Annotated in this window: 26 protein-coding genes; 10 read left to right on the forward strand and 16 right to left on the reverse strand. The window is 36.8% G+C overall.

Annotated features, from left to right (window positions below):
- The first annotated feature begins 99 nt into the window (after positions 1-99).
- Together OD757_RS01935 and OD757_RS18280 are read left to right on the forward strand one after the other, a co-directional pair.
- A complete protein-coding gene (locus tag OD757_RS01935; protein ID WP_263030683.1) occupies positions 100-822 on the forward strand; it encodes a glutamine amidotransferase in 723 nt (240 codons plus the stop codon).
- Positions 823-993: 171 nt separating this feature from the next.
- Positions 994-1,107, forward strand: coding sequence for a hypothetical protein (locus OD757_RS18280; RefSeq protein ID WP_411267177.1), 114 nt, complete (start codon positions 994-996; stop codon positions 1,105-1,107).
- Between the two features lie 114 nt (positions 1,108-1,221).
- Here OD757_RS18280 and OD757_RS01940 read toward each other — a convergent pair whose 3' ends face one another.
- A complete protein-coding gene (locus OD757_RS01940) occupies positions 1,222-2,949 on the reverse strand; it encodes a glutamine--tRNA ligase/YqeY domain fusion protein (RefSeq protein ID WP_263030684.1) in 1,728 nt (575 codons plus the stop codon).
- Between the two features lie 168 nt (positions 2,950-3,117).
- Between OD757_RS01940 and OD757_RS01945 the strand changes: the two genes are divergently transcribed.
- Together OD757_RS01945 and OD757_RS01950 are read left to right on the forward strand one after the other, a co-directional pair.
- Positions 3,118-3,627 carry a peptidylprolyl isomerase gene (locus OD757_RS01945; RefSeq protein ID WP_009391780.1) on the forward strand — a complete coding sequence of 170 codons (510 nt, stop codon included), beginning with the start codon at positions 3,118-3,120 and terminating at the stop codon, positions 3,625-3,627.
- A gap of 15 nt (positions 3,628-3,642) precedes the next feature.
- Complete coding sequence (locus tag OD757_RS01950) at positions 3,643-4,362, forward strand: UDP-2,3-diacylglucosamine diphosphatase (RefSeq protein WP_263030685.1); 720 nt, start codon at positions 3,643-3,645, stop codon at positions 4,360-4,362.
- A gap of 7 nt (positions 4,363-4,369) precedes the next feature.
- On the opposite strand, the gene OD757_RS01955 is transcribed toward OD757_RS01950, so the two are convergent.
- On the reverse strand, positions 4,370-4,600 hold the full coding sequence (locus tag OD757_RS01955; protein WP_263030686.1) for a hypothetical protein: 231 nt from the start codon (positions 4,598-4,600) through the stop codon (positions 4,370-4,372).
- A gap of 141 nt (positions 4,601-4,741) precedes the next feature.
- On the opposite strand from OD757_RS01955, the gene nfsB reads away from it, so the two are divergent.
- Positions 4,742-5,395 (forward strand): oxygen-insensitive NAD(P)H nitroreductase, encoded by a 654-nt coding sequence (nfsB, locus tag OD757_RS01960; protein WP_263030687.1) that lies wholly within the window; start codon positions 4,742-4,744, stop codon positions 5,393-5,395.
- Between the two features lie 35 nt (positions 5,396-5,430).
- Here nfsB and OD757_RS01965 read toward each other — a convergent pair whose 3' ends face one another.
- The 5 genes from OD757_RS01965 to tsaE form a co-directional block, all read right to left on the reverse strand.
- Complete coding sequence (locus OD757_RS01965; protein ID WP_263030688.1) at positions 5,431-6,291, reverse strand: DMT family transporter; 861 nt, start codon at positions 6,289-6,291, stop codon at positions 5,431-5,433.
- Positions 6,292-6,427: 136 nt separating this feature from the next.
- The gene (gene hfq, locus OD757_RS01970; RefSeq protein ID WP_009391731.1) at positions 6,428-6,949 is read right to left on the reverse strand and encodes an RNA chaperone Hfq; all 522 of its coding nucleotides are present in this window, start codon (positions 6,947-6,949) and stop codon (positions 6,428-6,430) included.
- A gap of 93 nt (positions 6,950-7,042) precedes the next feature.
- Positions 7,043-7,987 carry a tRNA (adenosine(37)-N6)-dimethylallyltransferase MiaA gene (miaA, locus tag OD757_RS01975; RefSeq protein WP_263030689.1) on the reverse strand — a complete coding sequence of 315 codons (945 nt, stop codon included), beginning with the start codon at positions 7,985-7,987 and terminating at the stop codon, positions 7,043-7,045.
- Between the two features lie 6 nt (positions 7,988-7,993).
- Positions 7,994-9,943, reverse strand: a complete 1,950-nt coding sequence (gene mutL / locus OD757_RS01980) for a DNA mismatch repair endonuclease MutL (RefSeq protein ID WP_263030690.1) — start codon at positions 9,941-9,943, stop codon at positions 7,994-7,996.
- Positions 9,936-10,409: a tRNA (adenosine(37)-N6)-threonylcarbamoyltransferase complex ATPase subunit type 1 TsaE gene (gene tsaE, locus OD757_RS01985; RefSeq protein WP_049836984.1), complete on the reverse strand. Its 474-nt coding sequence runs from the start codon at positions 10,407-10,409 to the stop codon at positions 9,936-9,938. The genes mutL and tsaE overlap by 8 nt, the downstream gene beginning before the upstream one ends.
- 120 nt (positions 10,410-10,529) lie before the next feature.
- Between tsaE and OD757_RS01990 the strand changes: the two genes are divergently transcribed.
- The 3 genes from OD757_RS01990 (at position 10,530) to OD757_RS02000 (ending at position 12,399) form a co-directional block, all read left to right on the forward strand.
- Positions 10,530-11,438, forward strand: coding sequence for a pseudouridine synthase (locus tag OD757_RS01990; protein ID WP_263030691.1), 909 nt, complete (start codon positions 10,530-10,532; stop codon positions 11,436-11,438).
- A gap of 110 nt (positions 11,439-11,548) precedes the next feature.
- Complete coding sequence (locus OD757_RS01995; RefSeq protein WP_263030692.1) at positions 11,549-11,857, forward strand: type II toxin-antitoxin system RelB/DinJ family antitoxin; 309 nt, start codon at positions 11,549-11,551, stop codon at positions 11,855-11,857.
- 98 nt (positions 11,858-11,955) lie between these two features.
- Complete coding sequence (locus tag OD757_RS02000; protein ID WP_009391755.1) at positions 11,956-12,399, forward strand: GNAT family N-acetyltransferase; 444 nt, start codon at positions 11,956-11,958, stop codon at positions 12,397-12,399.
- Here OD757_RS02000 and OD757_RS02005 read toward each other — a convergent pair.
- On the reverse strand, positions 12,392-13,096 hold the full coding sequence (locus OD757_RS02005) for a pseudouridine synthase (RefSeq protein ID WP_263030693.1): 705 nt from the start codon (positions 13,094-13,096) through the stop codon (positions 12,392-12,394). The genes OD757_RS02000 and OD757_RS02005 overlap by 8 nt on opposite strands.
- A gap of 102 nt (positions 13,097-13,198) precedes the next feature.
- Positions 13,199-13,417, reverse strand: coding sequence for a hypothetical protein (locus OD757_RS02010; RefSeq protein ID WP_004791556.1), 219 nt, complete (start codon positions 13,415-13,417; stop codon positions 13,199-13,201).
- Between the two features lie 253 nt (positions 13,418-13,670).
- On the opposite strand from OD757_RS02010, the gene OD757_RS02015 reads away from it, so the two are divergent.
- A complete protein-coding gene (locus OD757_RS02015; protein ID WP_009391736.1) occupies positions 13,671-14,123 on the forward strand; it encodes a DUF441 domain-containing protein in 453 nt (150 codons plus the stop codon).
- Positions 14,124-14,184: 61 nt separating this feature from the next.
- Here the strand turns inward: OD757_RS02015 and OD757_RS02020 are convergent, their stop codons facing one another.
- On the reverse strand, positions 14,185-15,105 hold the full coding sequence (locus OD757_RS02020; RefSeq protein ID WP_263030694.1) for a LysR family transcriptional regulator: 921 nt from the start codon (positions 15,103-15,105) through the stop codon (positions 14,185-14,187).
- Positions 15,106-15,391: 286 nt separating this feature from the next.
- A complete protein-coding gene (locus tag OD757_RS02025) occupies positions 15,392-16,189 on the reverse strand; it encodes a DUF4198 domain-containing protein (protein ID WP_263030695.1) in 798 nt (265 codons plus the stop codon).
- A gap of 242 nt (positions 16,190-16,431) precedes the next feature.
- On the opposite strand from OD757_RS02025, the gene OD757_RS02030 reads away from it, so the two are divergent.
- A complete protein-coding gene (locus OD757_RS02030; protein ID WP_263030696.1) occupies positions 16,432-17,625 on the forward strand; it encodes an MFS transporter in 1,194 nt (397 codons plus the stop codon).
- A gap of 32 nt (positions 17,626-17,657) precedes the next feature.
- Here the strand turns inward: OD757_RS02030 and OD757_RS02035 are convergent, their stop codons facing one another.
- From OD757_RS02035 to OD757_RS02055, 5 genes are all read right to left on the reverse strand, one after another.
- Positions 17,658-18,641 (reverse strand): ion transporter, encoded by a 984-nt coding sequence (locus OD757_RS02035; protein ID WP_263030697.1) that lies wholly within the window; start codon positions 18,639-18,641, stop codon positions 17,658-17,660.
- Between the two features lie 121 nt (positions 18,642-18,762).
- Positions 18,763-19,197, reverse strand: coding sequence for a hypothetical protein (locus tag OD757_RS02040; RefSeq protein WP_263030698.1), 435 nt, complete (start codon positions 19,195-19,197; stop codon positions 18,763-18,765).
- A 227-nt stretch (positions 19,198-19,424) separates the two neighbouring features.
- On the reverse strand, positions 19,425-22,064 hold the full coding sequence (locus tag OD757_RS02045; protein ID WP_263030699.1) for a bifunctional aconitate hydratase 2/2-methylisocitrate dehydratase: 2,640 nt from the start codon (positions 22,062-22,064) through the stop codon (positions 19,425-19,427).
- 252 nt (positions 22,065-22,316) lie between these two features.
- Entirely contained in the window at positions 22,317-22,679 is a 363-nt protein-coding gene (locus OD757_RS02050; protein ID WP_081400138.1) for a hypothetical protein, read from the reverse strand.
- 133 nt (positions 22,680-22,812) lie between these two features.
- A complete protein-coding gene (locus tag OD757_RS02055) occupies positions 22,813-24,048 on the reverse strand; it encodes a lactonase family protein (protein WP_263030700.1) in 1,236 nt (411 codons plus the stop codon).
- Positions 24,049-24,117 lie beyond the last annotated feature (69 nt).

Below are 24,117 nucleotides of genomic sequence, written 5' to 3' on the forward strand. Positions count from 1 at the left end.
GAAAAATATCAATTTTCGTGTATTGGCGATTTATACAGATATTCTCTTCTTTATATTTATCGCTATACTCCACCTATTGATCTTCTATGAATCATTTGTATGAACACAACAAACGCCTTCCCAAAAACTATTTATGCCATTCAGCATCTCGCTTTCGAAGACTTAGGTTCATTAGAAGATGTCTTTTATCAACTCGGATTTCGCGTCCGTTATTTCGAGGCAGGTGTTGATGATTTAACCCCTGCTTTTGCACATGAAGGTTTAACCATTATTTTAGGTGGCCCAATCGGAGTTTATGAAACTGACGATTATCCATTCTTAAAAGATGAAATCGCTTTACTCAAACAACGCTTAGCAGCTGACAAACCTACACTTGGCATTTGCCTAGGTGCACAGCTTATTGCTCATGCACTTGGCGCTAAAGTATATGCTGGACATCAAAAAGAAATTGGCTGGGGTCCACTGAGCTTAAGCCTTCGCGCTAACCAGGTTTTATCTGGTTTGCTTAATAATGTGCATGTTTTACATTGGCATGGTGACACTTTCGATCTTCCTGAAAATGCGGTGCTCTTAGCAAGCTCTGATATTTATACTAATCAAGCATTCGAAGTCGGCAATAATATTCTTGCTTTGCAGTTCCACATTGAAACCACTGAAGACCATTTTGAAAAATGGTTAATTGGTCATACGTGTGAACTTCGCCATGCCAACATTTCAATTTCAAAACTTCGCCAAGAAAATCAGCAATATGCTCATAGCCTCGAACACGCTGCTTTTGAAGTTATTCAAAAATTTCTTAAACGTATTGGATATAGTGATTAAATTATAAAAATATAATCTAATTAATTAGTCTATTAGATTATATATCACAAACTAAACGTTTATTTTTCAATCAAAGGTAGATTAAAAATCTATCTTTAAGAACATTTATTCTTAAATTACGTGTATTATAAATTTATTCATTTTGTAATATAAAATAAACGCTGATTTACTATGGATATCCTGAAATTTATTAAAAGCTTTAATACAGTGAATACTTATTTATCACTAGCATCTATTCTTCTTATAATCATTGTTCTTTATTTTTATGTGATTAATCCAGCTTAGCTTATTTGCCAAAGCATAATAAAGAATAATCTAGGTAAGAAAATAGATATAAAAAAGCCCAACTAAATTGGGCTTTTTTATATCTGCTATTTACTCAAAAACATGTTACTCGTCTTACTTTTTCTCAGGCTTAAAGCTATCTTTCAAATCGAGAATACGGTTAAACACTGGTTTTTCAGGTGAATGATCATGTTGATCCGCCACAAAATAACCCTCACGTTCAAACTGGAAACGATCCTCAGGATTCGCTTGTGCTAAAGCTGGCTCAATGACAGCTTCTAATACTTTCAATGAGTCCGGATTTAAGTTTGCTAAGAAATCGTCACCTGTTTCAGGGTCTGCTTCTGTGAACAAACGATCATAAATACGTACTTCAGCAGGAATACCTTTGGTTGCAGATACCCAGTGGATTACCCCTTTTACTTTACGACCTTCTGGATTTTTACCTAAGGTTTCAGGGTCAATTGAACATTTCAGCTCAATCACTTCACCATTTGCGTCCTTAATGACTTCATCACATTTAATGACATAAGCATGGCGTAAACGCACTTCACCCTCAGGAATTAAACGTTTAAAGCCTTTTGGCGGTACTTCTTCAAAGTCTTTACGGTCAATATAAATTTCCTTGGTTAAAGGAATCACACGATCGCCCATATCCACGTTTGGATGGCGAGCATGATTAAGATCCATATCTTCTGGTAAATTGGTTAAAGTCACTTTAAGTGGGCTTAAAACAGCCATACCACGCGCAGCTGTATTTTCTAAAGATTGGCGAATACAGAACTCAAGCATTGCAACATCTACAATACCATCAGTTTTTGACACACCTACACGTTTACAGAAATCACGCAGACCTTCTGGAGTAAAACCACGACGGCGCATACCCACTACAGTTGGCATACGTGGGTCATCCCAACCATTTACATGAGCACCTTCCACCAATTTACGTAATTTACGTTTTGACGTAATGGTGTAGTCCACGTTTAAACGTGAAGATTCATACTGATGTGGAACCGCTTTAGATTTTACTTTTTCTACAATCCAGTCATAAAACGGACGGTGATCTTGGAATTCTAATGTACAAAGCGAATGAGTAATCCCCTCAATAGCATCAGACAATGGATGAGCATAGTCATACATTGGATAGATTTTCCATTTATCGCCAGTTTGGTGATGCTCTGAATGCAATACGCGGTATAAAATCGGATCACGCATATGTACATTGGTACTTGCCATATCAATTTTGGCACGTAGAACTGCTTCACCTTCTTTAAACTCACCACTACGCATTTTTTCAAAGCGAGCAAGATTCTCTTCAATAGAGGCATCACGGTATGGAGAATTTTTACCCGGTTCAACAAAGCTACCACGGTTTAATTTAATTTCTTCAGGGGATTGTAAATCTACATATGCATCACCTTGCTCAATGAGTTGAACTGCCCATGCATATAATTGATCAAAATAACCTGATGCATAGCGTGGCTCACCATTCCAGTTAAAACCAAGCCATTTCACATCATTCGCAATACCGTCAACATACTCTTGTTCTTCAGCATCAGGGTTTGTATCGTCAAAACGCAAATTACATAAACCATCAAACTCTTCAGCCACACCAAAGTTTAGGCAAATTGCTTTTACATGACCAATATGTAAATAGCCATTTGGTTCTGGTGGAAAACGCGTTACGATCTGCTTTGCACGTCCCGTAGCCAAGTCATCAGTAATCACTTGGCGAACAAAATCTAAGCCAGCCTGTTGTTCTTGCTGCGCAGAATCGACAGAGGCATGAGTATTCGGTGTCGGGTTATTTGGCAGGCTCGAGACAACATCATTAGGCTTCATAGTGTATCAATCACTTCTTTGTAGATAAAATTTCGAAAAATTTAAACGCTATCTTCATTTTTCACAAAGATTTTAACGTTTTTTACTTGCCTTGTAGTTTACAGTTTGCTTATGCTTCTCTCAACCAAAAACCCATGGTCATAAGCCCATGTTTAGGAGATTAATGTAATGAGTTTTCCTCAAGTCGAATTAAACACCAATAAAGGTCGTATTGTTCTTGAACTGAATGCTGAAAAAGCACCTAAAACAGTAGCAAACTTTTTAGAATATGTACGTGACGGTTTTTATGACGGCGTTATTTTCCACCGCGTCATTGATGGTTTCATGATCCAAGGTGGCGGTATGGATGAAAACTTCAAAGAAAAAGCAACACGTGATTCAATTGAAAATGAAGCTGATAACGGTTTAAGCAACGACGAAGGTACGATTGCAATGGCACGTACTCAAGCTCCGCACTCGGCGTCTGCTCAATTCTTTATCAATGTAAAAAATAACTCTTTCTTGAACCATACCTCTAAAACTGCTCAAGGTTGGGGTTATGCTGTATTTGGTAAAGTTGTTGAAGGTATGGATGTTGTTGAAGCGATCAAAGGTGTTCGCACTGGCAACCGTGGTTACCACGCTGACGTTCCTTTAGAAAACGTTGTAATTGAATCTGCTAAAATTATTTCTGAATAATTTTAGGATAAAGCTGTGACTTATCTGTTTATCTCAGATTTACATTTGTCACCTGAACACCCTCGACTCGTTCGAGGGTTTTTAGACTTATTGGTACATTACCAACATAAAAACACTCAACTCTACATCTTAGGTGATTGGTTTAATGCCTGGATTGGAGATGACTATTCAGCACCATGGCTTGATGAAATTGTTGATGCCTTAAAAGACTTTAACAAAAAAGGGAATCGGGTTTACTTCCAAGTCGGTAACCGTGATTTTGCGCTTAATCAGGTTTTCCTCAATAAATTTAATGGCGTCTTACTACCTGATATTTATTCACTCAATATTGCAGGACATCAATATCGTCTAGAACACGGCGATGCCTTATGTACAGACGACGTTTCCTATCAAAAATTTAAAAAAATTATTCGAAATCCACTCTTAGTTGCTCTTTTACGCCGTACCCCACTCAGTTTCAGGACCAAACTAGTGAATGGCTTTCGCAAAAGAAGTTCCGCGGATAAACAACAAAAAAGCTATGAAATTATGGATGTGAATGAGCAAGCCGTTATTTCTGCTTTAGCAAATGTAGATATATTGATTCATGGGCATACTCACCGCCCCTCAATTCACCAGGTACAAGCTAAACAACGAATTGTTCTTGGCGATTGGCGTGAAGATCAGGCTTATATTTTGGAAATTGATCCGTCTTCAAATACGCAACAGCTCGAATTGATTGTCTGGAATTATTAACTAGAAATTAGTCACTTTTTATCTGAACTTTCAATTCTTTAATTTTTTTATTTAAATCAAAATCGTAAATCACACATGTACTGGCAATAAATATAAATTTCCAGCTTATATGTGCATGATCGTGATACTCAATGTATAAAATAAGAAGACTCAATACAAATACAAAAATTATAAAGGCTTTAATAATTCTAATTTCTCGCAGCTTACTCTTTGCATCTGTTGGCATTAAATCAATCATTTTCAATAAATTACTAAAACTTTATATAAGAGTATTATATTTCTTTATCAAATTACATAGGAAATGTTTTTGAATAAAATAGCGTATGATGGCAAAGATTAAATTCTCTCAATTGCCATAAGATTGATATGGAGCACACCTATGGACCTATTGAATTCTGTTAAAAGCCGCTACACAACAAAAGCGTATGATCCTGAAAAAAAAATCCCTCAAGAAAAAATTAATAAATTATTAGAAATTTTACGTTTTTCACCTTCTTCGGTGAATATACAGCCTTGGCACTTTTTAGTTGCAGCCAATCTTGCCGCTAAAGAAAGAATCGCAAAAGCCTTAACAGGGAAATATGCTTATAATGCACCTAAAGTGCTTGAGTCATCACATACACTTATATTTTGCACAAGAACAGATATTTCAGATGAATACTTAAATCAATTACTTGAACAAGATGATTTAAGTGGTCGTTTTAAAGATGAAAAAGCTAAATTAGGCCAAAAAGATACTCGCCATGGCTATGTTGAATTCTATCGAAATGAACAGAAAAATTTATTTGGATGGATGGAAAATCAAACATTTATTGCTCTAGGACAACTACTGTTCGCTGCAGGTTTAGAAGGAATTGATGCAACACCAATGGGCGGTTTTGATGAAGAGATTTTAAATACAGAGTTAGGTTTAACTGAAAAAGGCCTACGTAGTTCAGTCATCGTTTCTCTCGGCTATCGCAGTGAAAACGATTTTAACGCCAAACTACCTAAATCACGCCTACCAGATGAAGTTATTTTTACCTATTTATAAAATTTAAATAGTTCAAGAGATTTAGTTCTCTTGAACTATGAAGACATTGCCATAGCCAAACAAAGCACGCCACTTATTCCGAATAAAATACCCAAAGTGGTAGGCCATTTTAATTTCTCTTTATATAAAATAATGCCACTTGCAACTCCTAATAACACCACAAGAATATTCATACTTGCAAAAACAATTGCAGGTGAATCCTTTAAAAGAATATGAGCCTTCACATATAAAGCAATATTTGAAAAATTAAGCACACCTAATATCAACCCAGCTATAGTACTTTTAAACTGCCATTTTTGGGTTTTCTGCACCAATAAATATGAAATTGATAATATAAAAGATGTAATAAAAATAAGATTCAACGTCAGTGTAAATTGAAGGCCTAAACTACTCGTATATTTTAAGAGAATATCTACTGCGGCGTATCCACACCAAACGCTTAATAAAGCCAAAATTGCTTTTCGAGATTGATGATTCGAGGAAGAATCCATTTGTCCAAAGAGGACAAGTAAAACAGCAGAAATTCCTAAACCTATTCCCCAGAGTTTTAATGAATTAAATTGTTCATGAAAAAAGAAATAAGCTGCCAGTAAAGAAAGTACCACAGAAAGACGCTGTGCCACCTCAGTCTTAACAATCCCGGCATATTCTAATGATTTGGCTAAACACAGAAAAATACTGGGCAAAATCAAACCTAATGCGACAATTAACCACCAAGGCGTCTTTTGTATTGAAATATGTTGAATATCAGGCTGAAACCAGCAAAAGCAAAGAATACTCGCGCTTGCATAGTTCCATGCAATCATTTGTAGCGGCTGGTAACCTTTTTTCTTTAAATTTTTTAATAGGATAGATACCAAAACACTGCTTAAAGCAGCAGCTAATATTAATAGCATCGATTAGAACTCTATTTAAAATATTATTCATCATGGGCAAATCATGGCCTTCAATGAATTAAATATTTTGAATTAACTTATAAATAAACATAAAAAAACCAGTCATTATCTGACTGGTTTCTTTTTTAGATTTCAATTAACGATTATTTTCGTCTTCTTGACCATCTTCAAATTTAGTGTCGTTGTCAAAACCACCTTGATGACCACCGAAGCCGCCTTGACCACCGAAACCACCACCTTGACCACCGAAGCCACCTTGACCGCCGAAGCCGCCACCTTGACCACCACCAAAGCCGCCTTGACCACCGAAGCCGCCTTGAGCGCCACCGAAGCCACCTTGAGCGCCACCGAAGCCGCCTTGAGCGCCACCGAAGCCACCACTAGCTTGACCACCAAAACCGCCTTGTGTACCACCTTGTGCTGGGAAGCCTGTACCTTGCGCGCCTGCTGGGCGTGGGTTACGTGCTGGAACAACAGTTGAAATCGCGTGTTTGTAAACCATTTGACTTACTGTATTTTTTAATAAAACAACATATTGGTCAAATGATTCAATATGACCCTGTAATTTAATACCGTTCACAAGGAAAATAGAAACAGGAATACGTTCTTTACGGAGAGAATTTAAGAACGGATCTTGTAAAGTTTGACCTTTAGACATTTTTAACTCCAAAAAAAATTTTTAAATCAGCGCAAAAAAACTATCTTTATTTTTCAACTAAAAATTATAAAAAGACAGTGTGCAAATTTTGCTTTATCCATAAGAGTTTCGCAAGTCTTCTTTCGCCTGCTTTATCGTCAAGTAAGTTTTAAAATCGTGTATTTCTTGCAAAGAACGTAACCACGTATATTGACGTTTGGCAAGTTGTCGTGTCGCAAATAAAGCTTTATCCTCCATTTCACGTTTACTTTTGAGACTTAAGTCACTTTTTAATAGAAATTCTAGTGCTTGTCGATAACCCACTGAACGCATTGAGGGTAAATTTTCATCTAAATCGTATTTTTCAATTAGAGTTTCAACTTCACTCAAAAAACCGATATCCCACATTTTGCTTAATCTTTGCTCAATGCGTTGATGTAATTCTACCCGATCTGGAAGTAAAGCATAATTATGAAATATGTATCGATATGGTACGTTTTTTGGTTGTTCTGCCTGTAATTTAGTAATTGGTTCACCCGTAAGCTTATAAACTTCTAAGGCTCGAATAATCCTTTGCTTATCAGTCACATTAAATTTTATAGCCGCGGCAGGATCTACAGAAACTAACTCATCATAAACAGCCTGCCACCCTTCATTTAAACCTTTTTCTTCAATTGCTGCGCGAACTTGGGCATCTGCACTCGGCAAATTACTCGATAGGCCTTCTAACAATGCTTTAAAGTACAACATTGTACCTCCTACCAAAATAGGAGTTTTCCCACGCGAATGCATGTCATCAATTAACTTACACGCATCTTCGACAAACTGAGCAGCTGAATAAACTTCAAGAGGTGTAATAATATCAATGAGATGATGAGGATAGAGCGCTTGTTCTTCACGGGTTGGCTTAGCAGTACCAATATCCATATCTTTATAAACAAGTGCAGAATCAACAGAAATCAATTCAAAATTTCCACGCTCGTATATTTCACATGCCAAAGCGGTTTTTCCACTTGCAGTTGGCCCCATTAAATTGATGACGGGCAATTGATTTGACATGTAAAACTACTCTCCTCGAGCAAATAATTTATCTAGTTGAGATAATGGGAACGCACGCCAAGTTGGCCGCCCATGGTTACATTGACTCGCAAATTCAGTTTGTTCCATTTGACGAAGTAAAGCATTCATTTCTGAAAGGCTGAGTTGTCGATGTGCACGTACCGCTCCATGACATGCCATTCCAGCTAACAACTCATCTCTTTTTTGAAGCAATCCTTGTGCTTCATCATTTGGGTCTAAATCATTTAAAAGCTCAGGAATAAGATTTTCAAAGTCAGCTTTTTGCAATATGGCTGGCACTCCTCGAACAATAACTTGCTCATCCCCATATAAATCAATTTCCAGCCCTAAACGCTCCAATTGAGGTTTTAACTCTTCTACCCGCACTGCCTGCATACGACTAATAGAAATGACTTTAGGTATAAGCAACTGCTGAGATGTCCAAAATTCTGGCTTATCCCAAGCGTTTTTCATTTGCTGTAATAAAATACGCTCATGCGCTGCATGCATATCAACAATAATAAGCCCTTCAGTATTTTGCGCTAAAATATAAATTCCATGAAGTTGAGCAATTGCGATACCTAAAGGAAACTCATCGACTTTAGTTACTGGCTCAATCTCTTCATTTACTGAAAAATTAGCAGGCTGGTCACGTAGAGGCGCTAAGTAAGTCTTTAACGCATTATTTAACTGAGGCGAACCATTATATTTTGGTGTTTGATCTGCATAGTGAATGGCTTGCGGACGACTAGCGTTAAAATCGGTTAATAACTCTGTTGGTGCGTGCTGAGTCTGTAGCTCATTATCTGCATTTAAAGTTTCATTTGCTCTGTGCAATGAAAATTGTTCTTGATATTTAGGCTGCGGCTGTACTGAATAATCTGATTGTTCATCTACTTTCATCGCTTGAGCTAAATCAGCACTCGCTGTCTGAAATTGCGATAAAGTTTCTTTTGCATAATGCCTTACAAACTCATGCACTTCTCTTTGATTTAAAAAGCGAATTTCATGTTTCGTAGGATGAACATTGACATCAATATTTTCAGGATCGACTTCTAAAAAAAGTAGATAAGATGAATGCTGATGGCCATGTAAAATACCGTCATAGGCCATGCGTAACGCATGCGAAATTGTTTTATCTTTAACGATACGACCATTTACATAGACATATTGCATATCAGCTTGCGCACGTGCATCAGAAGGGTGACCAAGCCACCCTGATAAACGCATGCTAATACTTTCGGCATCCATCCAATATGCATTTTGTACGAATTGCGAACCTAATAATTGCTGTACCCGCTGAAAACGGAGTTCTCCGCTATCTGCTATAGGTAAATTAATTCTAATATTATCATTATGCTCAAGCACAAAACGTATATCGAAATGTGTTAAAGCTAGACGGCGAACAATCTCTTCGATATGGCCAAATTCAGTGGTTGGTTTTTTTAAAAATTTACGGCGTGCAGGAACATTAAAAAATAAGTCCTGAACACGTATATGGGTTCCCTTTTGAGCAGCAACAGCTTGTACTTCTTGATGATCAAATGCTGTGCCATTTACTTCAACTCGATGGCCAATCCCACTTTCATCTTGGCTACTCGTTAATGTTAATCTTGAAACAGCGGCAATCGAAGCAAGTGCCTCTCCGCGAAATCCTAAACTTACAATAGCGTGTAAATCTTCTGCAGTTTTAATTTTACTTGTAGCATGGCGCATGACGGCTAATGCCAAATCCTCAGAATGAATGCCATGCCCATTATCAATAATTTCTATTAGGGTCGAACCACCTTGAGCGATCCGTACAATCAGCTCAGTTGCACCAGCATCAATCGAGTTTTCTAATAATTCTTTAACAACAGATGAAGGACGCTCAATCACCTCACCAGCAGCAATCTGGTTGGCTAACGCTGCGTCTAATGTATGGATACGACGTCGTGCTAGCTTTTCATCAGTCATGAAGCTGTTCCTGCAAAGTCTGATACAAATGTTCTGTAGGTAAAGTTAACGTTACTAAACGGCTCAACTCATCATCTGATTTTTGAATATCAATAATGATATCGGCCTCTGGAATTTCATCACCACCTTTTGATGGCCATTCAAATAAAAATAATGCATCTGTGATATCTAAATAATCACGGATTCCCATTAATTCAAGTTCATAAGGGTCATTCAAACGATATAAATCAAAATGAAAAATTTCTTTGTCATTGATTTTATACGGCTCAACGAGCGTATAGGTTGGACTTTTAACAGAGCCTTTATGGCCCAAAGCCTGCAAGAAATAGCGCGTAAGTGTGGTTTTACCCGCACCTAGGTCCCCAATTAAATAAATCACACCCGACTGGACATGTTGCGCCAAAGCTTGAGCTAAACGCTCAGTATCTTCTTCATGATTTAAGACCAATTTCAATGAATACGACATAGCACACATAACATGATTCAAAATAATCGATATGATAACATTGCCCTGCCTTAAAAGCCTACTTAAGCCCTAGAAGTTGGCTTTTTTTATATCAATTCTCTTACTTATTTACACTTTTTTATGTCTAGTCCGAACGAATTTCTGCCGCCAATGATTAATGGTGTAAGTGCAAGCCAAGTCTATCTTCCTGCACAAACAAATACTCAAACGATTTATGAGTATCTATGCCAACATTTTCAACATATTAAAGTACAAGAGTGGCAACAACGATTTCAGGATGGACTTATTTATGGGGCGAATGGACAAAAATTAACATTAGACAGTCCATATCAGAGTAATACGCATATTTTTTATTATCGCTTTCTTGCCTATGAAGCACATGTTCCTTTCGAACATCGAATCTTATTTGAAAATGATGATCTAATAGTGGTCGATAAACCGCATTTTTTAACGATTAGTCCGACTGGACAATATGTACAAGAAACATTATTAGTTCGTCTAAAAAAACAAACAAGCAATGAATCTTTAACGCCCATACATCGATTAGACCGTGAAACTGCTGGCGTTGTTCTATTTTGCAAACGGGTTGAGTCGCGTGGTGTTTATCAACAATTATTTGCAGAGCGCCAAGTCAATAAAATTTATCACGCTGTTGCACCTTATAAAAAAGATTTAAATTTTCCTCAGACATTAAAATTGCATTTAGATAAAGGTACTCCTTTTTACACTATGCAAGTTGTGGCAAATACAAAAACAAATACCGAGACCTATATTGAGCTTATCGAACATAACCAAATGTGGGCAAAATATCGCTTAACCCCCACAACAGGTAAACAACATCAACTTCGTGTACATCTTAATTATTTAGAAATTCCGATTAAAAATGATCCATTTTATCCTAACGTTCAACATAAGGCAGAGGACGATTTCTCAGAACCATTGCAGCTTCTAGCTAAGCATATTTCATTTATAGATCCCCTCACGAAAGAGGAAATGTCTTTCAATTCCGAATTTGAATTGACATTGTAATGTAACCGTAATGACAAAAAGATTATTTTTTATGCCAAAAAGCATTGAAATTACATTGCGATGGTTTAAAATAAATTTCTAAAAATTAAAATCATTTGGTTTTGTTATTCATGCGAAAAACAGAAGTTTATCAGGTTCGACTAGACTCCCAAGAGAAAAAGCAGGCTTTTGCTGTTTTTAAACAATTGGGTATTACCCCTGCCCAAGCGGTACGACTTTTTTTTAAACAGGTCGTATTAACTAAATCTATTCCATTTGCGATTGAAAATCAGACGATCAATATGGAACAATTATTAAAGCTGAGAAAAGCAAAAGCATCTTCATTAAGCCAAAATCCACCAAATTTAGCTGAAGATGATGACCATGAAGATTTATTTGAAGAACTTAATGCTCTTCTTGGTGAAAGCGACAAAATTTAACACTGTTGCATTTATAAACAAGTTTTAACGTCAAAAAGCTCTTTTTTTCGTTATGCTCTCTTTGTAAAAACATAATGATAAGTTACAAGGAGTGCCAAATGATCGTTAGACGAGCGACTTTTGAAGATTTAGAGCAACTCGCCGTTTTATTTGATGAATACCGTCAGTTTTATGGGGCTTCTTCTAATTTTAATGAATCGCTTCACTTTCTTAAACAACGTTTTGAGAATAGAGAAAGTATATTTTTTATTCACATTAAAGACGATAAAATCACAGGGTTCGTTCTACTCTATTTAGGCTTTTCTTCAGTTGCTTGTTCAACCTACTATATTTTAGATGACGTATATGTAACACCTGTTTTTCGTCGTCAAGGCTCTGCTAAACAGTTAATCGATACTGCTATTTTATTTGCAAAGCAACAAAATGCTTTACGGATTAGTCTAGAAACTCAAAGTAACAACCATGAGTCTCATCGGCTATATGAACAAATGGGCTTTATTCGGGACAGTGAATTTCAAACATTTCATTGCTTTCTTAAGTGATATTTTGGGCGAGATGTTTTTGCTCTTCAGACAAATAAATCCATTCTCCCTCTGCAAGTTCAGGTAAAACTAATTGCCCTACTTGATGGCGATGTAATGCTTCTACCTTATTTCCTACAGCTGCGATCATTCTTTTGACTTGGTGATAAACACCTTGATGAATCGTCATGGTTAATTGATGAGTTTCTAATATAGCTACATCTGTTGCAGCAAAAACACCTTTTTCTTGATGTAAGCTTACCCCTTGGCTCAACATTTCAATTTGCTCAGGTGTTAATGGATCTATGGTCGTAACATGATAAACCTTTGGAACATGTTTACGCGGATGAGTTAAAGCTTGAAGATATTTACCATCATCAGTAAGTAAGAGTAAACCGGTTGTATCTTGATCCAAACGGCCAATAGCCTGTACACCTCTATGAATCATGATTTCAGGTAAAAGACTAAAAACGCTTTGATGATGTTGCGGCTGATGTGAACATTCAAAACCTTTTGGCTTTTTTAAAGCCAGATAAACTTTTTCTCGATATTGATAAGTTTGTCCAAAAAGAGAAAATTCTAAATTTTCAGGAGAGAATTGCTTTTTAAGATTATCTACAATCTCTCCATCAACAATTACAGACCCATTTTTTATTAACTGCTGACAATATTTACGTGAACCAAACCCTTGTGATTGTAAAATTTTTTCCAGCAGCATGAAATTTTCTCATTAGAACTAAGCTGTTATTTTAACGTAGTTTCCATTTTTTACTAAACACTACTCGCTACTGTTTTCGTTTACTTCAAACAGCTCGTACCCTTACTCTTCAACGACTCGATAAATATTTTCATTCTGCTCACTTTCAAATAACAACTCAGTAGTTGGCAAAATAATTTCATTATCTACAATAATATGCTCAATACGCTGGCTTAGTTTTAAAGATTCATTTTCATGTTCAACTAAATTTTTCTTTAGCTGGGCTTTTGCATCGTGAATCTGGTCAAACTGATCTTTGATTTTAATATCTATAATATCCATAAAAATATCCTGTACTCATGAGTAATGACTATTTTTATATCACAGTTTTTTAAAACTATAATTTTTAACTTGTTAATTTATATAACATTGTGTCCAAGCGTAAACAAAAATTAAAACTCTTTATCATTGAGAGATATACAATGAATTTTTATTAAAAATAAGTTCTGAAATCGGCTGTCTCTTTTAAAGCGTTCACATTACGACTCTTAAATATTATACAATTCCATTTTATTTACTTTCCTTTGTACTCCTCATGCTTGCCCAATTTGATGTTAATTTAGTTGTTTTACTCGTTCTGCTTGTCTGCGGTTTATTAAGTCAAAATGCGGCTGTAACCATTGCAGCGGGTGTACTCATCGTCGTTAAAATCACGCCATTAAATGAGTTCTTTCCTTATATTCAAGCACATGGTCTTAATTTAGGAATTCTTATTTTAACGATTGGCGTACTCACACCAATTGCCAGTGGAAAGCTTAGTGGGGAAAGTATTTTAAAATCATTTGTTAGTTTTAAATCGCTTGTTGCTATCGCAATTGGTTTGTTAGTCGCTTGGCTAGGTGGACGCGGAGTAAAACTTATGTCAAGCCAGCCTGATGTTGTTGCAGGCTTACTCATTGGGACAGTTGCTGGTGTGGCCTTACTACGTGGTGTACCAGTCGGCCCTCTAATTGCAGCAGGCTTACTCTCTTTATTTATTGGTAAATAAGAAATCGATATAGAAAAGGTGCAATTAAGCACCTTTTTAACACTTAGGCTAAATTATTTATTTAGCCAGAATAATAGGCATTTCGTTTTAAAGAAAATTTTTCTAATTGCTTTAAAAAACCTTCGAAATAACTTTTCTCTTTTTCTTCAGTTCGATAGCCCGCATATAAAGTTCGTCTTAAACCTGTAGGAGAAACACAATCTAAACGGCGACTTGTAACCCATCCCTTTTGTTCATATTCATTTACTACCCAATCCGGTAAAGCAGCAATCCCTCGTCCACTTGCTACAAGCTGAATGAGCATTTGGGTTAAGTCTGTTGTCCGTATTTGTTTAGGCTGAATATTCGCAGGAATGAAAAGTTTCGACATAATATCTAAACGATGCTTATCAACTGGATAAGTAATTAAGACTTGTTCTGCTAAGTCTTGAACAGTAATATTTTCGGCACGCACCAAAGGATGAGTATTTGATAGGACCAAACGTGATTCGTATTCAAAAATCGGGAAATACTCAATTCCTTTTAAAGCAATTGGGTCAGCTGTAATCAGTAAATCAAATTCTGCATTTTGTAAGAGTTCATGCGGATTGGCTTCAAAACCTGAAGCGAAGTCTAAGTCAACATCGGGATATTGCTGTCGATATTGATTTAATAAAGGCATTAACCAGTCAAAACAACTGTGGCATTCCGATGAAAAAATAATTCTGCCAGTCTGTCCATGCACAATACGCGTGATGTCACTATGAGTAATCTGAATTTGTGGCAAAACGTCATCGGCTAACTTAAGTAAGCGCTGTCCTACATTAGAAAAACTAACAGGTCTACTTCGACGATTAACGACTTCTACCCCATACCAATGATCTAATTCTTTTAATTGATGGGAAATTGCAGATGGTGTCAAACAAAGATCATTTGCTGCCGAAACCAATGAACCGTGTTCACGTAAGGCAACTAAGGTTTTAAGGTGGCGTATTTCTAACATGGGCCCCAGCCTAAAAAAGAGATTTATCTATAAATGGCTAAAGCACATGTTTGCTTTTCCATAAAACTTTCGATAAATCTTTATTAATGAATTTTATTCACTTTAACATAAAATTAGTTAGTTTGTCTCAACATGAATTTTATTTCACTATTTCCACATGGGATGAATTTAGGTATCTTCAAAAATAAAGGAAAATTAAAACGATTCTATAAAAATTTTTAAAGTGGTTAAAAAGCATAAGACAAAAATAGACCTAATAAAGGTCTATTTTTTAAAATATTAAAAACTATTGTGCTAATACATTTAAACTAATAATCGTATAGTTCTGATCTTTAGGTTTTAATTTCAAATTTAGGGGAGCTGTTACTTCTACTAGGTACTCTCCAGCTTTTGGAAATCTAAGCTCAACCTGACCGTTGTTTTCTGCCTTAAACTGCTGCACTTGTTTGTCTGTTGCACCTTTTTCTCTTAAATTAACTTCAGCATAAGCTAAAGACTGGCCTTTTTGAGTTATAGCTAATTTAACTGGTTGAGCAGCTTTAATTTGATTTGGATGCACGGAGAAATTAACTTTAATCGGTGTATTAGGAAGCTGAATATCTGAAACTTTTCCCTTAGAAAGATAACTCTGCAATATCCACTCACGTGTTACTTGCTCTGTTTTAATTGTTTTTGTTTTAAGGTCAGTCGGAATCAAATATTCACGTTCTGCTTTAGGTGGAGCTTTATCAGCTGGCATATCAAAAAATAGATGCCATTCTTTTTGGTCATATACATATTTTAAAGGGTAACTCGCCTGAGTTTGAACAATGTATGTGCCTTCTTCAGGTAGATCTACATCAAAGACAGTTACAGACTTATGCATAGCTTCTGAGTTGACGGTTTTAAGCTCATTTTTAGGTGTAATTACAGTAAGCTTGGCATTTTTTAAAGCATATTCACTATTTAATGCTTCTTCAGCATAACCAGTAATTACAGGTACTTGAGTCTGTTCAGTTTTATAAGCTACAGGTGCTACATAAGGTTCGTGAGCAAAGCCTGTTGTACATATCAATGCAAGTGACGTCATTAGAAATCTATTCATTATTAGAAAATCCTGTTGTATACAAAGTTAAAAAATCAGACAAAATATAAGCAAATACAGTATACACAAATAAAAATAATTCTTATTATCATTCGTTATTTTTTATTATTTATAGATCAAAACATGAAGATTTAAATTTACTTCATTTGAATATTTAATCCTTATCTCAATATTTTAGTTTTTTATTATTCTGTTCTCTTTTCCCTTATACTTCTCTTTTTTGTGTCTTCCCTTAACTTATTATGGCGTCCCCGCAATCCCCTCTTTCTACACATCAACACTATTCTCTCTTTTTAGCAATTTTCTCACTCGCTGTAGGTGGTTTTTGTATTGGAACTACCGAATTCGTCGCAATGGGACTGATTCAAGAAATTGCAAATAATTTACATATTACAGTACCTGAAGCTGGCCACTTTATTAGTGCCTATGCATTGGGTGTTGTTATTGGTGCTCCTATCATTGCTATTCTCGGAGCCAAAGTTCCGAGAAAAACTTTATTACTTGGTTTAATGCTTTTTTATGGTGTAGCTAATGCCTGTACTGCTTTAGCACACACACCTGAAACTGTTTTAATCTCACGTTTCATTGCAGGTTTACCACACGGAGCATATTTTGGAGTCGGTGCATTAGTTGCAGCAGAACTCGCTGGACCATCAAGAAGAGCTTCTGCGGTTGCTCAAATGATGATGGGGCTTACAGTTGCGACTGTAATTGGTGTTCCTCTAGCAACTTGGTTAGGTCAAAATTTTGGCTGGAGAGCAGGTTTTGAGTTTTCAGCCACCATTGCTTTCGTTACTTTAATTGCTGTTGGCTTCTTTGTACCTAATATTCCAGTCCAAGCTACTGCCAGTATAAAAACAGAGTTAGCTGGTCTTAAAAATATCAACATGTGGCTAACACTAGCAGTAGGCGCTATCGGTTTTGGGGGCATGTTTTCTGTTTATAGTTATGTTTCACCAATTTTGACTGAATATACTCAGGTTAATATCCAAATTGTCCCTATCGCTTTAGCTATTTGGGGTACTGGTATGGTTATCGGTGGCTTAGCAGCAGGGTGGCTTGCAGATAAAAACCTAAACAAAACGATTGTCGGTGTATTAATTAGTTCAGCTATTGCTTTTGTTGTTGCCAGTTTCTTAATGAGTAATATCTATACTGCGATTGCCTCATTATTTTTAATTGGTCTTACGGTAATGGGATTAGGTGGAGCTTTGCAAACCCGTCTAATGGATGTCGCAGGCGATGCCCAAACATTAGCAGCGTCACTCAACCACTCTGCCTTTAATATGGCCAATGCATTAGGTGCATTTTTAGGGGGATGGGTACTCAGCCACCAAATGGGTTGGATCGCGCCAATCTGGGTAGGTTTTGTTTTGAGTCTCGGTGGTCTTATCATTTTACTTTTTGCATTTGCTGTTGAAAAAGCCAGTAAGTAAATTTAATCAAAGAAGATGCTAACTTATTATTTCTAATCAGTTAGCTTTCCACCACAGTGTGGGCAATAACATTTTTTCTCTCTAACCGACTCTTCTTGCTCTAATACTTTTTCACGCATAATTTGAACAATCAGGTTATGCGCCTGCTCTTTTGGTAGACCTACTTTTTGACGGATCCGTTCTATTTCAACTTCATCATGTAAAATATCAATACCTCTTGCTTGAAGTAATTCACGAAATTCTTGCTCTAGCCTTTGATTCCGCTGGTTAAGTTCATTTGCGAGTCCAGACGCCAAAATACCAGCCGGTAATGCTGCAATACCAACACCTAAAATAGTAATTAGCGCGCCTAATAACTTTCCTAGGCTAGTTACCGGAGTGACATCGCCATATCCCACCGTGGTTAAAGTCACTACAGCCCACCACATAGATTTAGGTATTGAACTAAAAGCTTCTGGCTGAGCCTTGTTTTCAACCACATAAATTCCAGAGGCAGTCATAATAATCATAATGATTAAAATAAAGATAACAGCTTGAAAAGAACCTTTCTCACGTTTAATCACGCATAACAATATCTGTAGCGAGATAAAATACCGTGTCAATTTTAATAAGCGAAGTAAACGTAAGATTCTGAGCATACGAAGATCAATTCGTACGAAGAAATTGAGATAGGCAGGTAAGATTGCCATCAAATCAATAATTGCTTCACCGCTTTTCATCCAGTTCAAGCGGATTTTCCATGCAGATTGTGTCGTATCTCGATCAGCAATACTCCATAATCTTAATAAATATTCAATACTAAAAATTGCAATTGAAATAACTTCAAAATAGTCGAACCAAACACGATAGCTTGTGTACAAATCATTTACTGTTTCTAATAAAACGGCAGCGACGTTGCCAACAATTAAAAAGACTAAAAAATAATTAATACATCTACTTACCGTAGTTTCATAGTCATGATTATGAAGATTATTATAAAAAAACTTACGCAATCCCATCCAAGCTGAATTTTGCATATTGATCTGACCACTTGATATTGAAGATATAGTAAGCTCTCGCCTTCTATTCACCAATATAGTCTTTAATAAATTTTCCTTCACTCACTTCGGCATTTAAAATTTTCTAACTCTGCCCACTTCAGCTCGCCGCTACACATCGGAATTCATTTTCTTTCCACCACATCACATCATAGATGCAAGGATGTGATTTTAAGATAATATTTATATAGTTTTGCAGCACCATAATATGATGAGTAATATCAAGTTTTCTAAATAAAAACTTTCTTAAAATGGGTGTGTTTGGAGAAATAAAAATTGCGAAACCGTTGCTATATTCTTCATAGACACTTATGCCAAGATACATTGTTATTTCAGGGAGTGGAATCTCAATTTGCCACCCCCATTTTTCACTATATAGCTCTACATTTAAATGATATCTATTTTTTAAAATACTAAAAATATACTGTGCAATATCTTCAGTTTTTTGAACTAAAACACCTTCTTCGTTAGAGTATGTTTTTTGTTCATATATTTGGTAATCATCAAATTTAAATTCAACAATTGTCTTTAGCATTCTTAAGTTCCCTATATAAAATACTCATATTTTTTTAATTATTATTAAGTTCGTTCAATTATTTTAAAGCAAAAAACGTTTTAATATCTAGACTAATATTTATTTTTACATTTTCATGAAATAAAATTTGATCTATTTATTATTTTTAAAACTAATTATGTATAAAGTCTCATTTAAATAAAAAAGGAGCTGAATAATCAGCTCCTTTTTTGTACTAAATCGACATATTAAGTCAATTGAGCAGCTTGGATTTTCTTAGTATCAACTTGATCAGCTTCTTTAGTGTATTCGCTCATCTTGTCGAAGTTTAAGTATTTGTAGATGTCAGCAGAAGCGCTATCGATTTGTGATGCGTACTGTTGATATTCTTCTGGGCTTGGTAATTTACCAAGAACCGCAGCTACAGATGCAAGCTCAGCAGACGCTAAGTAAACGTTTGCACCTTGACCTAAACGGTTCGGGAAGTTACGAGTAGATGTCGATACACATGTTGTGTTCGGCGCTACACGTGCTTGGTTACCCATACATAATGAACAGCCTGGCATCTCTGTACGCGCACCAGCACGGCCATAGATGTTATACAAGCCTTCTTCCATTAATTGGTGCTCGTCCATACGAGTTGGTGGAGCCAACCATAAACGAGTAGACAATGAACCACCAGGTACTTTATCAAGTAACTGACCAGCTGCACGGAAGTGACCGATGTTGGTCATACAAGAACCGATGAATACTTCATCAATTTTGTCGCCTTGAACGTCAGAAAGAAGTTTCGCGTCGTCTGGATCGTTCGGGCAGCAAAGAATTGGTTCTTTGATGTCAGCAAGATCGATTTCGTAAACTTTTAAGTATTCAGCATCAGCATCAGCTTTTAACAAGCTTGGGTTGTCTAACCACTTCTGCATGTTTTCTGCACGGCGCGCCATAGTACGAGCATCGCCATAACCTTCTGCAATCATCCACTTCAACATAGTGATGTTAGAACGTAAGTATTCAGCAACTTTCTCTTCAGAAAGTGTGATTGAACAGCCAGCAGCAGAACGTTCAGCAGAAGCATCAGAAAGTTCGAATGCTTGCTCAACAGTCAAGTCATTTTCCATTTCTGACAAATCGATCTCAAGGATACGACCAGAGAAGATGTTTTTCTTACCTTTCTTCTCTACAGTTAAGTCACCCGCTTGAATTGCGTAGTAAGGGATTGCATGTACAAGGTCACGTAAAGTGATACCAGGTTGCATTTTACCTTTGAACTTAACAAGTACAGACTCTGGCATATCAAGTGGCATAACACCAGTTGCAGCTGCGAATGCAACAAGACCAGAACCCGCTGGGAATGAAATACCGATTGGGAAACGAGTATGTGAGTCACCACCAGTACCTACTGTATCTGGAAGTAACATACGGTTTAACCAAGAGTGGATAATACCGTCACCTGGACGTAAAGATACACCACCACGGTTCATAATGAAGTCAGGTAATGTATGGTGAGTTGTTACGTCAACTGGTTTTGGATACGCAGCAGTGTGACAGAAAGACTGCATTACTAAGTCAGCAGAGAAGCCCAAGCAAGCTAAGTCTTTTAACTCGTCACGAGTCATTGGACCTGTTGTATCTTGAGAACCAACTGTAGTCATCTTAGGTTCACAGTAAGTACCCGGACGAATACCTTGACCTTCTGGTAAACCACATGCACGGCCAACCATCTTCTGAGCTTGTGTAAAGCCTTTGCCAGTGTCAGCAGGTTGAACAGGGGTACGGAACAATGTAGAAGGTGGAAGACCTAATTCTTCACGTGCTTTAGTTGTCAAACCACGACCAATGATCAAGTTAATACGACCACCAGCACGTACTTCGTCTAAAAGTACTGGAGTTTTAAGTTCTGCTTCTGAAATTTGTACACCATCTTTAAAAGCAGTAACTTTTGCAGCAGCATGATCAATTTTCAATACAACTTCGTCGCCCATGTTCATGTTGGCAACGTCGATTTCTACAGGTAATGCACCTGCGTCTTCCATTGTATTAAAGAAAATTGGAGCGATTTTAGAACCTAAGCACACACCACCATCTTTTTTGTTTGGAATGTGTGGAAGTTCGTCACCGAAGAACCAAAGTACAGAGTTAGTTGCAGATTTACGGCTTGAACCTGTACCAACAACGTCACCAACATAAGCAACTTGGTTGCCTTTCGCGATGAGTTCTTTGATTTGGCTTAATGGACCAACTTCACCTGGTTTTTCAGGGTTGATACCATCACGCTCGTTTTTCAACATTGCATTTGCATGTAATGGGATATCTGGACGGCTCCAAGCATCTTGAGCTGGAGACAAGTCATCAGTATTTGTTTCACCAGTTACTTTGAACACAGTGATTTTGATTTCTTCTGGAACATCAGGACGGCTTGTGAACCATTCTGCTTCTGCCCAAGATTGTAAAACAGCTTTAGCAGCAGCGTTACCAGCTTTTGCTTTATCTGCTACGTCGTGGAATGCATCAAATACAAGAAGTGTTTTCTTTAATGCTTCAGCAGCTAAGTTTGCAAGTTCAGCATCGTCAAGAAGCTCAACGAGTGGTGCTACGTTGTAACCACCAAGCATTGTGCCAAGTAAGTAAACTGCACGCTCTTTAGAAACGAGTGGTGAAGTTGCTTCGCCTTTTGCAATTGCTGCCAAGAACGCTGCCTTTACGTAAGCTGCTTGGTCAACACCTGCAGGAACACGGTTTTCAAGCAAATCAACCAAGAACGCTTCTTCGCCTGCTGGTGGATTTTTTAATAGTTCAACAAGCTGAGCTGTTTGAGCATCATCAAGTGGCTTCGGTGGGACTCCGAGTGCGGCACGTTCTTCAACGTGTTGGCGGTAAGCTTCTAGCACGGTGTTCATTCCTCTTTTTTTGAAAAATTACTTGCAAATTCCAGCTTTCGAAAAAGCTTCACAAGTAATATGGACTACAAAAGTTTACTAGAGTTCACGGTAAAAGTTAATGAGCGCGGGGTGTTTCTCCGTGATGCCCATTATTTTGTATCTAAATACCTGTGTTTAAATAATGAGCAAAATGGCTGATTCTGGGTTATTTTTGAGCGAAAGAACCTAATATTAGTAGAATTTCAATAAACTTAGACAGAATTAGAACGGTTTATATCTTGGCATTTTTTCATGAGGTGTTGACAAACATTCTTCCATCATTTGCTTTCTAACTTTTTCTTGTACAGCTTGCTGATCTTTAGTTAATTCTTCTTTTGGAATTGCGTAAACTTTTTCAATAATATTAAGAATAAATTTTTTCGTAATGTCATCTTCAATTTTATTTGCATGCTCAACTGCTTGAGCTTTTTCAATTGCTTGCTGACGATCAAAAACAATACTTCTAGCTGCGTTTCCTACGCTAGTACAAAAGCCATGCCATTGCTCTTCTGGTGTTAATGGCTTCTTTTCTGAACAACCAACAAAGAACAAGCTCATTGCAATCAATAAAATCTTTTTCATCACTTCACTACACTAATTATTGCTGTTCATATCATACGGAAAATCATCATTTTTGCAAAAACTGATATAAAAACCGAGATAGCAAAATCTCGGTCGTTTATATCAGGCACTAGAAATGCCAGTTTCATGTTGCGGATTAATTAAAGAATTTGATATCCGTAGGTGTTGATATTTTTGCTGCATCACCAGCTGGTTTTAAGGTGCCATTTTTTGCATCAAAACGAAATAAACTAATATTGTTACTATAAACATTGGTTACATATAGATATTTACCAGACGCATCAAATGAGAAAGCACGTGGTTCAATTCCATTGGCTTTATAAACTACTGGCTTACCAAGCAATCCATTCTGTTGAATTTTAAATACCAAAAGTTTGTTGTCTGCACCCCGATTAGCAGCAATCACATATTTACCATTTGGACTAAGGATAATTCCACTCGCGCTCTTAAATTCAGGTGTTTTGTCTTCGTGAATCAGTTTTAGCTCAGCCACTTTTTTCAAATGACCATCTTGCACATTAAACGTGACAATTTCACTTCGCATTTCTGCGGTAACGTATGCATGTTTACCATTTGGTGAAAAGACCATATGGCGTGGGCCAGAACCATGCGTAAAAGTCACATCTCGAGTGTTATCTGCTTCGAGTGGTTGAGGTTTATTCGGGTTATAATGAAAAGTATAGACTTTGTCATTTCCCAGATCGCTCGCATATAAATATTTACCATCTGGGCTGAAAGTTGTCGAATGGGCATGACCACTCTCCTGTCGACCTTTGACATGGCCAGAACCTTCCTTAAAAACAATATTTTGTACTTTTTCACCTACATGACCGTTTGGCAAAATTGGAAACACAGCGACACCACCACGACCTTTATCAAATGCCGAATAGTTCGATACAAATAGGAATTTGCCATCTAAACTGATTGATGCGTGTGTTGGATGTCCACCATGGCTATCGACTGTGTTCAACACCTCCACCTTTCCGTTTTGAACCGATAATGCAGTCACTGCCCCTTCATTTTCTTCATTAGTGGTATAGGCAAAACGGCCATCTTTCGATTTTACAATCCATGAAGGACTTTTCATTTTCAATACTTTAACAGGAGTTAAAGTCCCATCATTATTTACTTGAAACTGGTACAAACCTTCACTGGCTTGTTTTGGTTTTTGCGCGAGCGGCGCATTAGGAATCGATGTCCATGTCCCTACTAAAGCAATTTGCTGTTGTGCGGCATTTACAGTGGAGTTCCATCCAAATGACAAAAGCGTCATCGACAATGTTGCTGTTATTTTTTGAATTAGCCCACGATATTTAATATTTGTATCGTTATCCTTGCTATCTTTAATTTCAATATAAGTATCTATTTTCACTGTTATTTCCTTAGAAAACCACCTTATTTGCATGTATCAATAAGGTATTATCAGCCTAGTTTCATTTAA

The organism is Acinetobacter sp. AYS6, assembly GCF_025630795.1.
In the GTDB taxonomy this organism is placed as follows: domain Bacteria; phylum Pseudomonadota; class Gammaproteobacteria; order Pseudomonadales; family Moraxellaceae; genus Acinetobacter.

Bases quoted from the DNA above. Each gene is read 5' to 3' on its own strand.
- OD757_RS01935 (WP_263030683.1), top strand. From the start codon at position 100: ATGAACACAACAAACGCCTTCCCAAAAACTATTTATGCCATTCAGCAT.
- OD757_RS18280 (WP_411267177.1), top strand. From the start codon at position 994: ATGGATATCCTGAAATTTATTAAAAGCTTTAATACAGTGAATACTTAT.
- OD757_RS01940 (WP_263030684.1), bottom strand. From the start codon at position 2,949: ATGAAGCCTAATGATGTTGTCTCGAGCCTGCCAAATAACCCGACACCG.
- OD757_RS01945 (WP_009391780.1), top strand. From the start codon at position 3,118: ATGAGTTTTCCTCAAGTCGAATTAAACACCAATAAAGGTCGTATTGTT.
- OD757_RS01955 (WP_263030686.1), bottom strand. From the start codon at position 4,600: ATGATTGATTTAATGCCAACAGATGCAAAGAGTAAGCTGCGAGAAATT.
- nfsB (WP_263030687.1), top strand. From the start codon at position 4,742: ATGGACCTATTGAATTCTGTTAAAAGCCGCTACACAACAAAAGCGTAT.
- OD757_RS01965 (WP_263030688.1), bottom strand. From the start codon at position 6,291: ATGCTATTAATATTAGCTGCTGCTTTAAGCAGTGTTTTGGTATCTATC.
- hfq (WP_009391731.1), bottom strand. From the start codon at position 6,949: ATGTCTAAAGGTCAAACTTTACAAGATCCGTTCTTAAATTCTCTCCGT.
- miaA (WP_263030689.1), bottom strand. From the start codon at position 7,987: ATGTCAAATCAATTGCCCGTCATCAATTTAATGGGGCCAACTGCAAGT.
- mutL (WP_263030690.1), bottom strand. From the start codon at position 9,943: ATGACTGATGAAAAGCTAGCACGACGTCGTATCCATACATTAGACGCA.
- tsaE (WP_049836984.1), bottom strand. From the start codon at position 10,409: ATGTCGTATTCATTGAAATTGGTCTTAAATCATGAAGAAGATACTGAG.
- OD757_RS01990 (WP_263030691.1), top strand. From the start codon at position 10,530: ATGTCTAGTCCGAACGAATTTCTGCCGCCAATGATTAATGGTGTAAGT.
- OD757_RS01995 (WP_263030692.1), top strand. From the start codon at position 11,549: ATGCGAAAAACAGAAGTTTATCAGGTTCGACTAGACTCCCAAGAGAAA.
- OD757_RS02000 (WP_009391755.1), top strand. From the start codon at position 11,956: ATGATCGTTAGACGAGCGACTTTTGAAGATTTAGAGCAACTCGCCGTT.
- OD757_RS02005 (WP_263030693.1), bottom strand. From the start codon at position 13,096: ATGCTGCTGGAAAAAATTTTACAATCACAAGGGTTTGGTTCACGTAAA.
- OD757_RS02010 (WP_004791556.1), bottom strand. From the start codon at position 13,417: ATGGATATTATAGATATTAAAATCAAAGATCAGTTTGACCAGATTCAC.
- OD757_RS02015 (WP_009391736.1), top strand. From the start codon at position 13,671: ATGCTTGCCCAATTTGATGTTAATTTAGTTGTTTTACTCGTTCTGCTT.
- OD757_RS02020 (WP_263030694.1), bottom strand. From the start codon at position 15,105: ATGTTAGAAATACGCCACCTTAAAACCTTAGTTGCCTTACGTGAACAC.
- OD757_RS02025 (WP_263030695.1), bottom strand. From the start codon at position 16,189: ATGAATAGATTTCTAATGACGTCACTTGCATTGATATGTACAACAGGC.
- OD757_RS02030 (WP_263030696.1), top strand. From the start codon at position 16,432: ATGGCGTCCCCGCAATCCCCTCTTTCTACACATCAACACTATTCTCTC.
- OD757_RS02035 (WP_263030697.1), bottom strand. From the start codon at position 18,641: ATGCAAAATTCAGCTTGGATGGGATTGCGTAAGTTTTTTTATAATAAT.
- OD757_RS02040 (WP_263030698.1), bottom strand. From the start codon at position 19,197: ATGCTAAAGACAATTGTTGAATTTAAATTTGATGATTACCAAATATAT.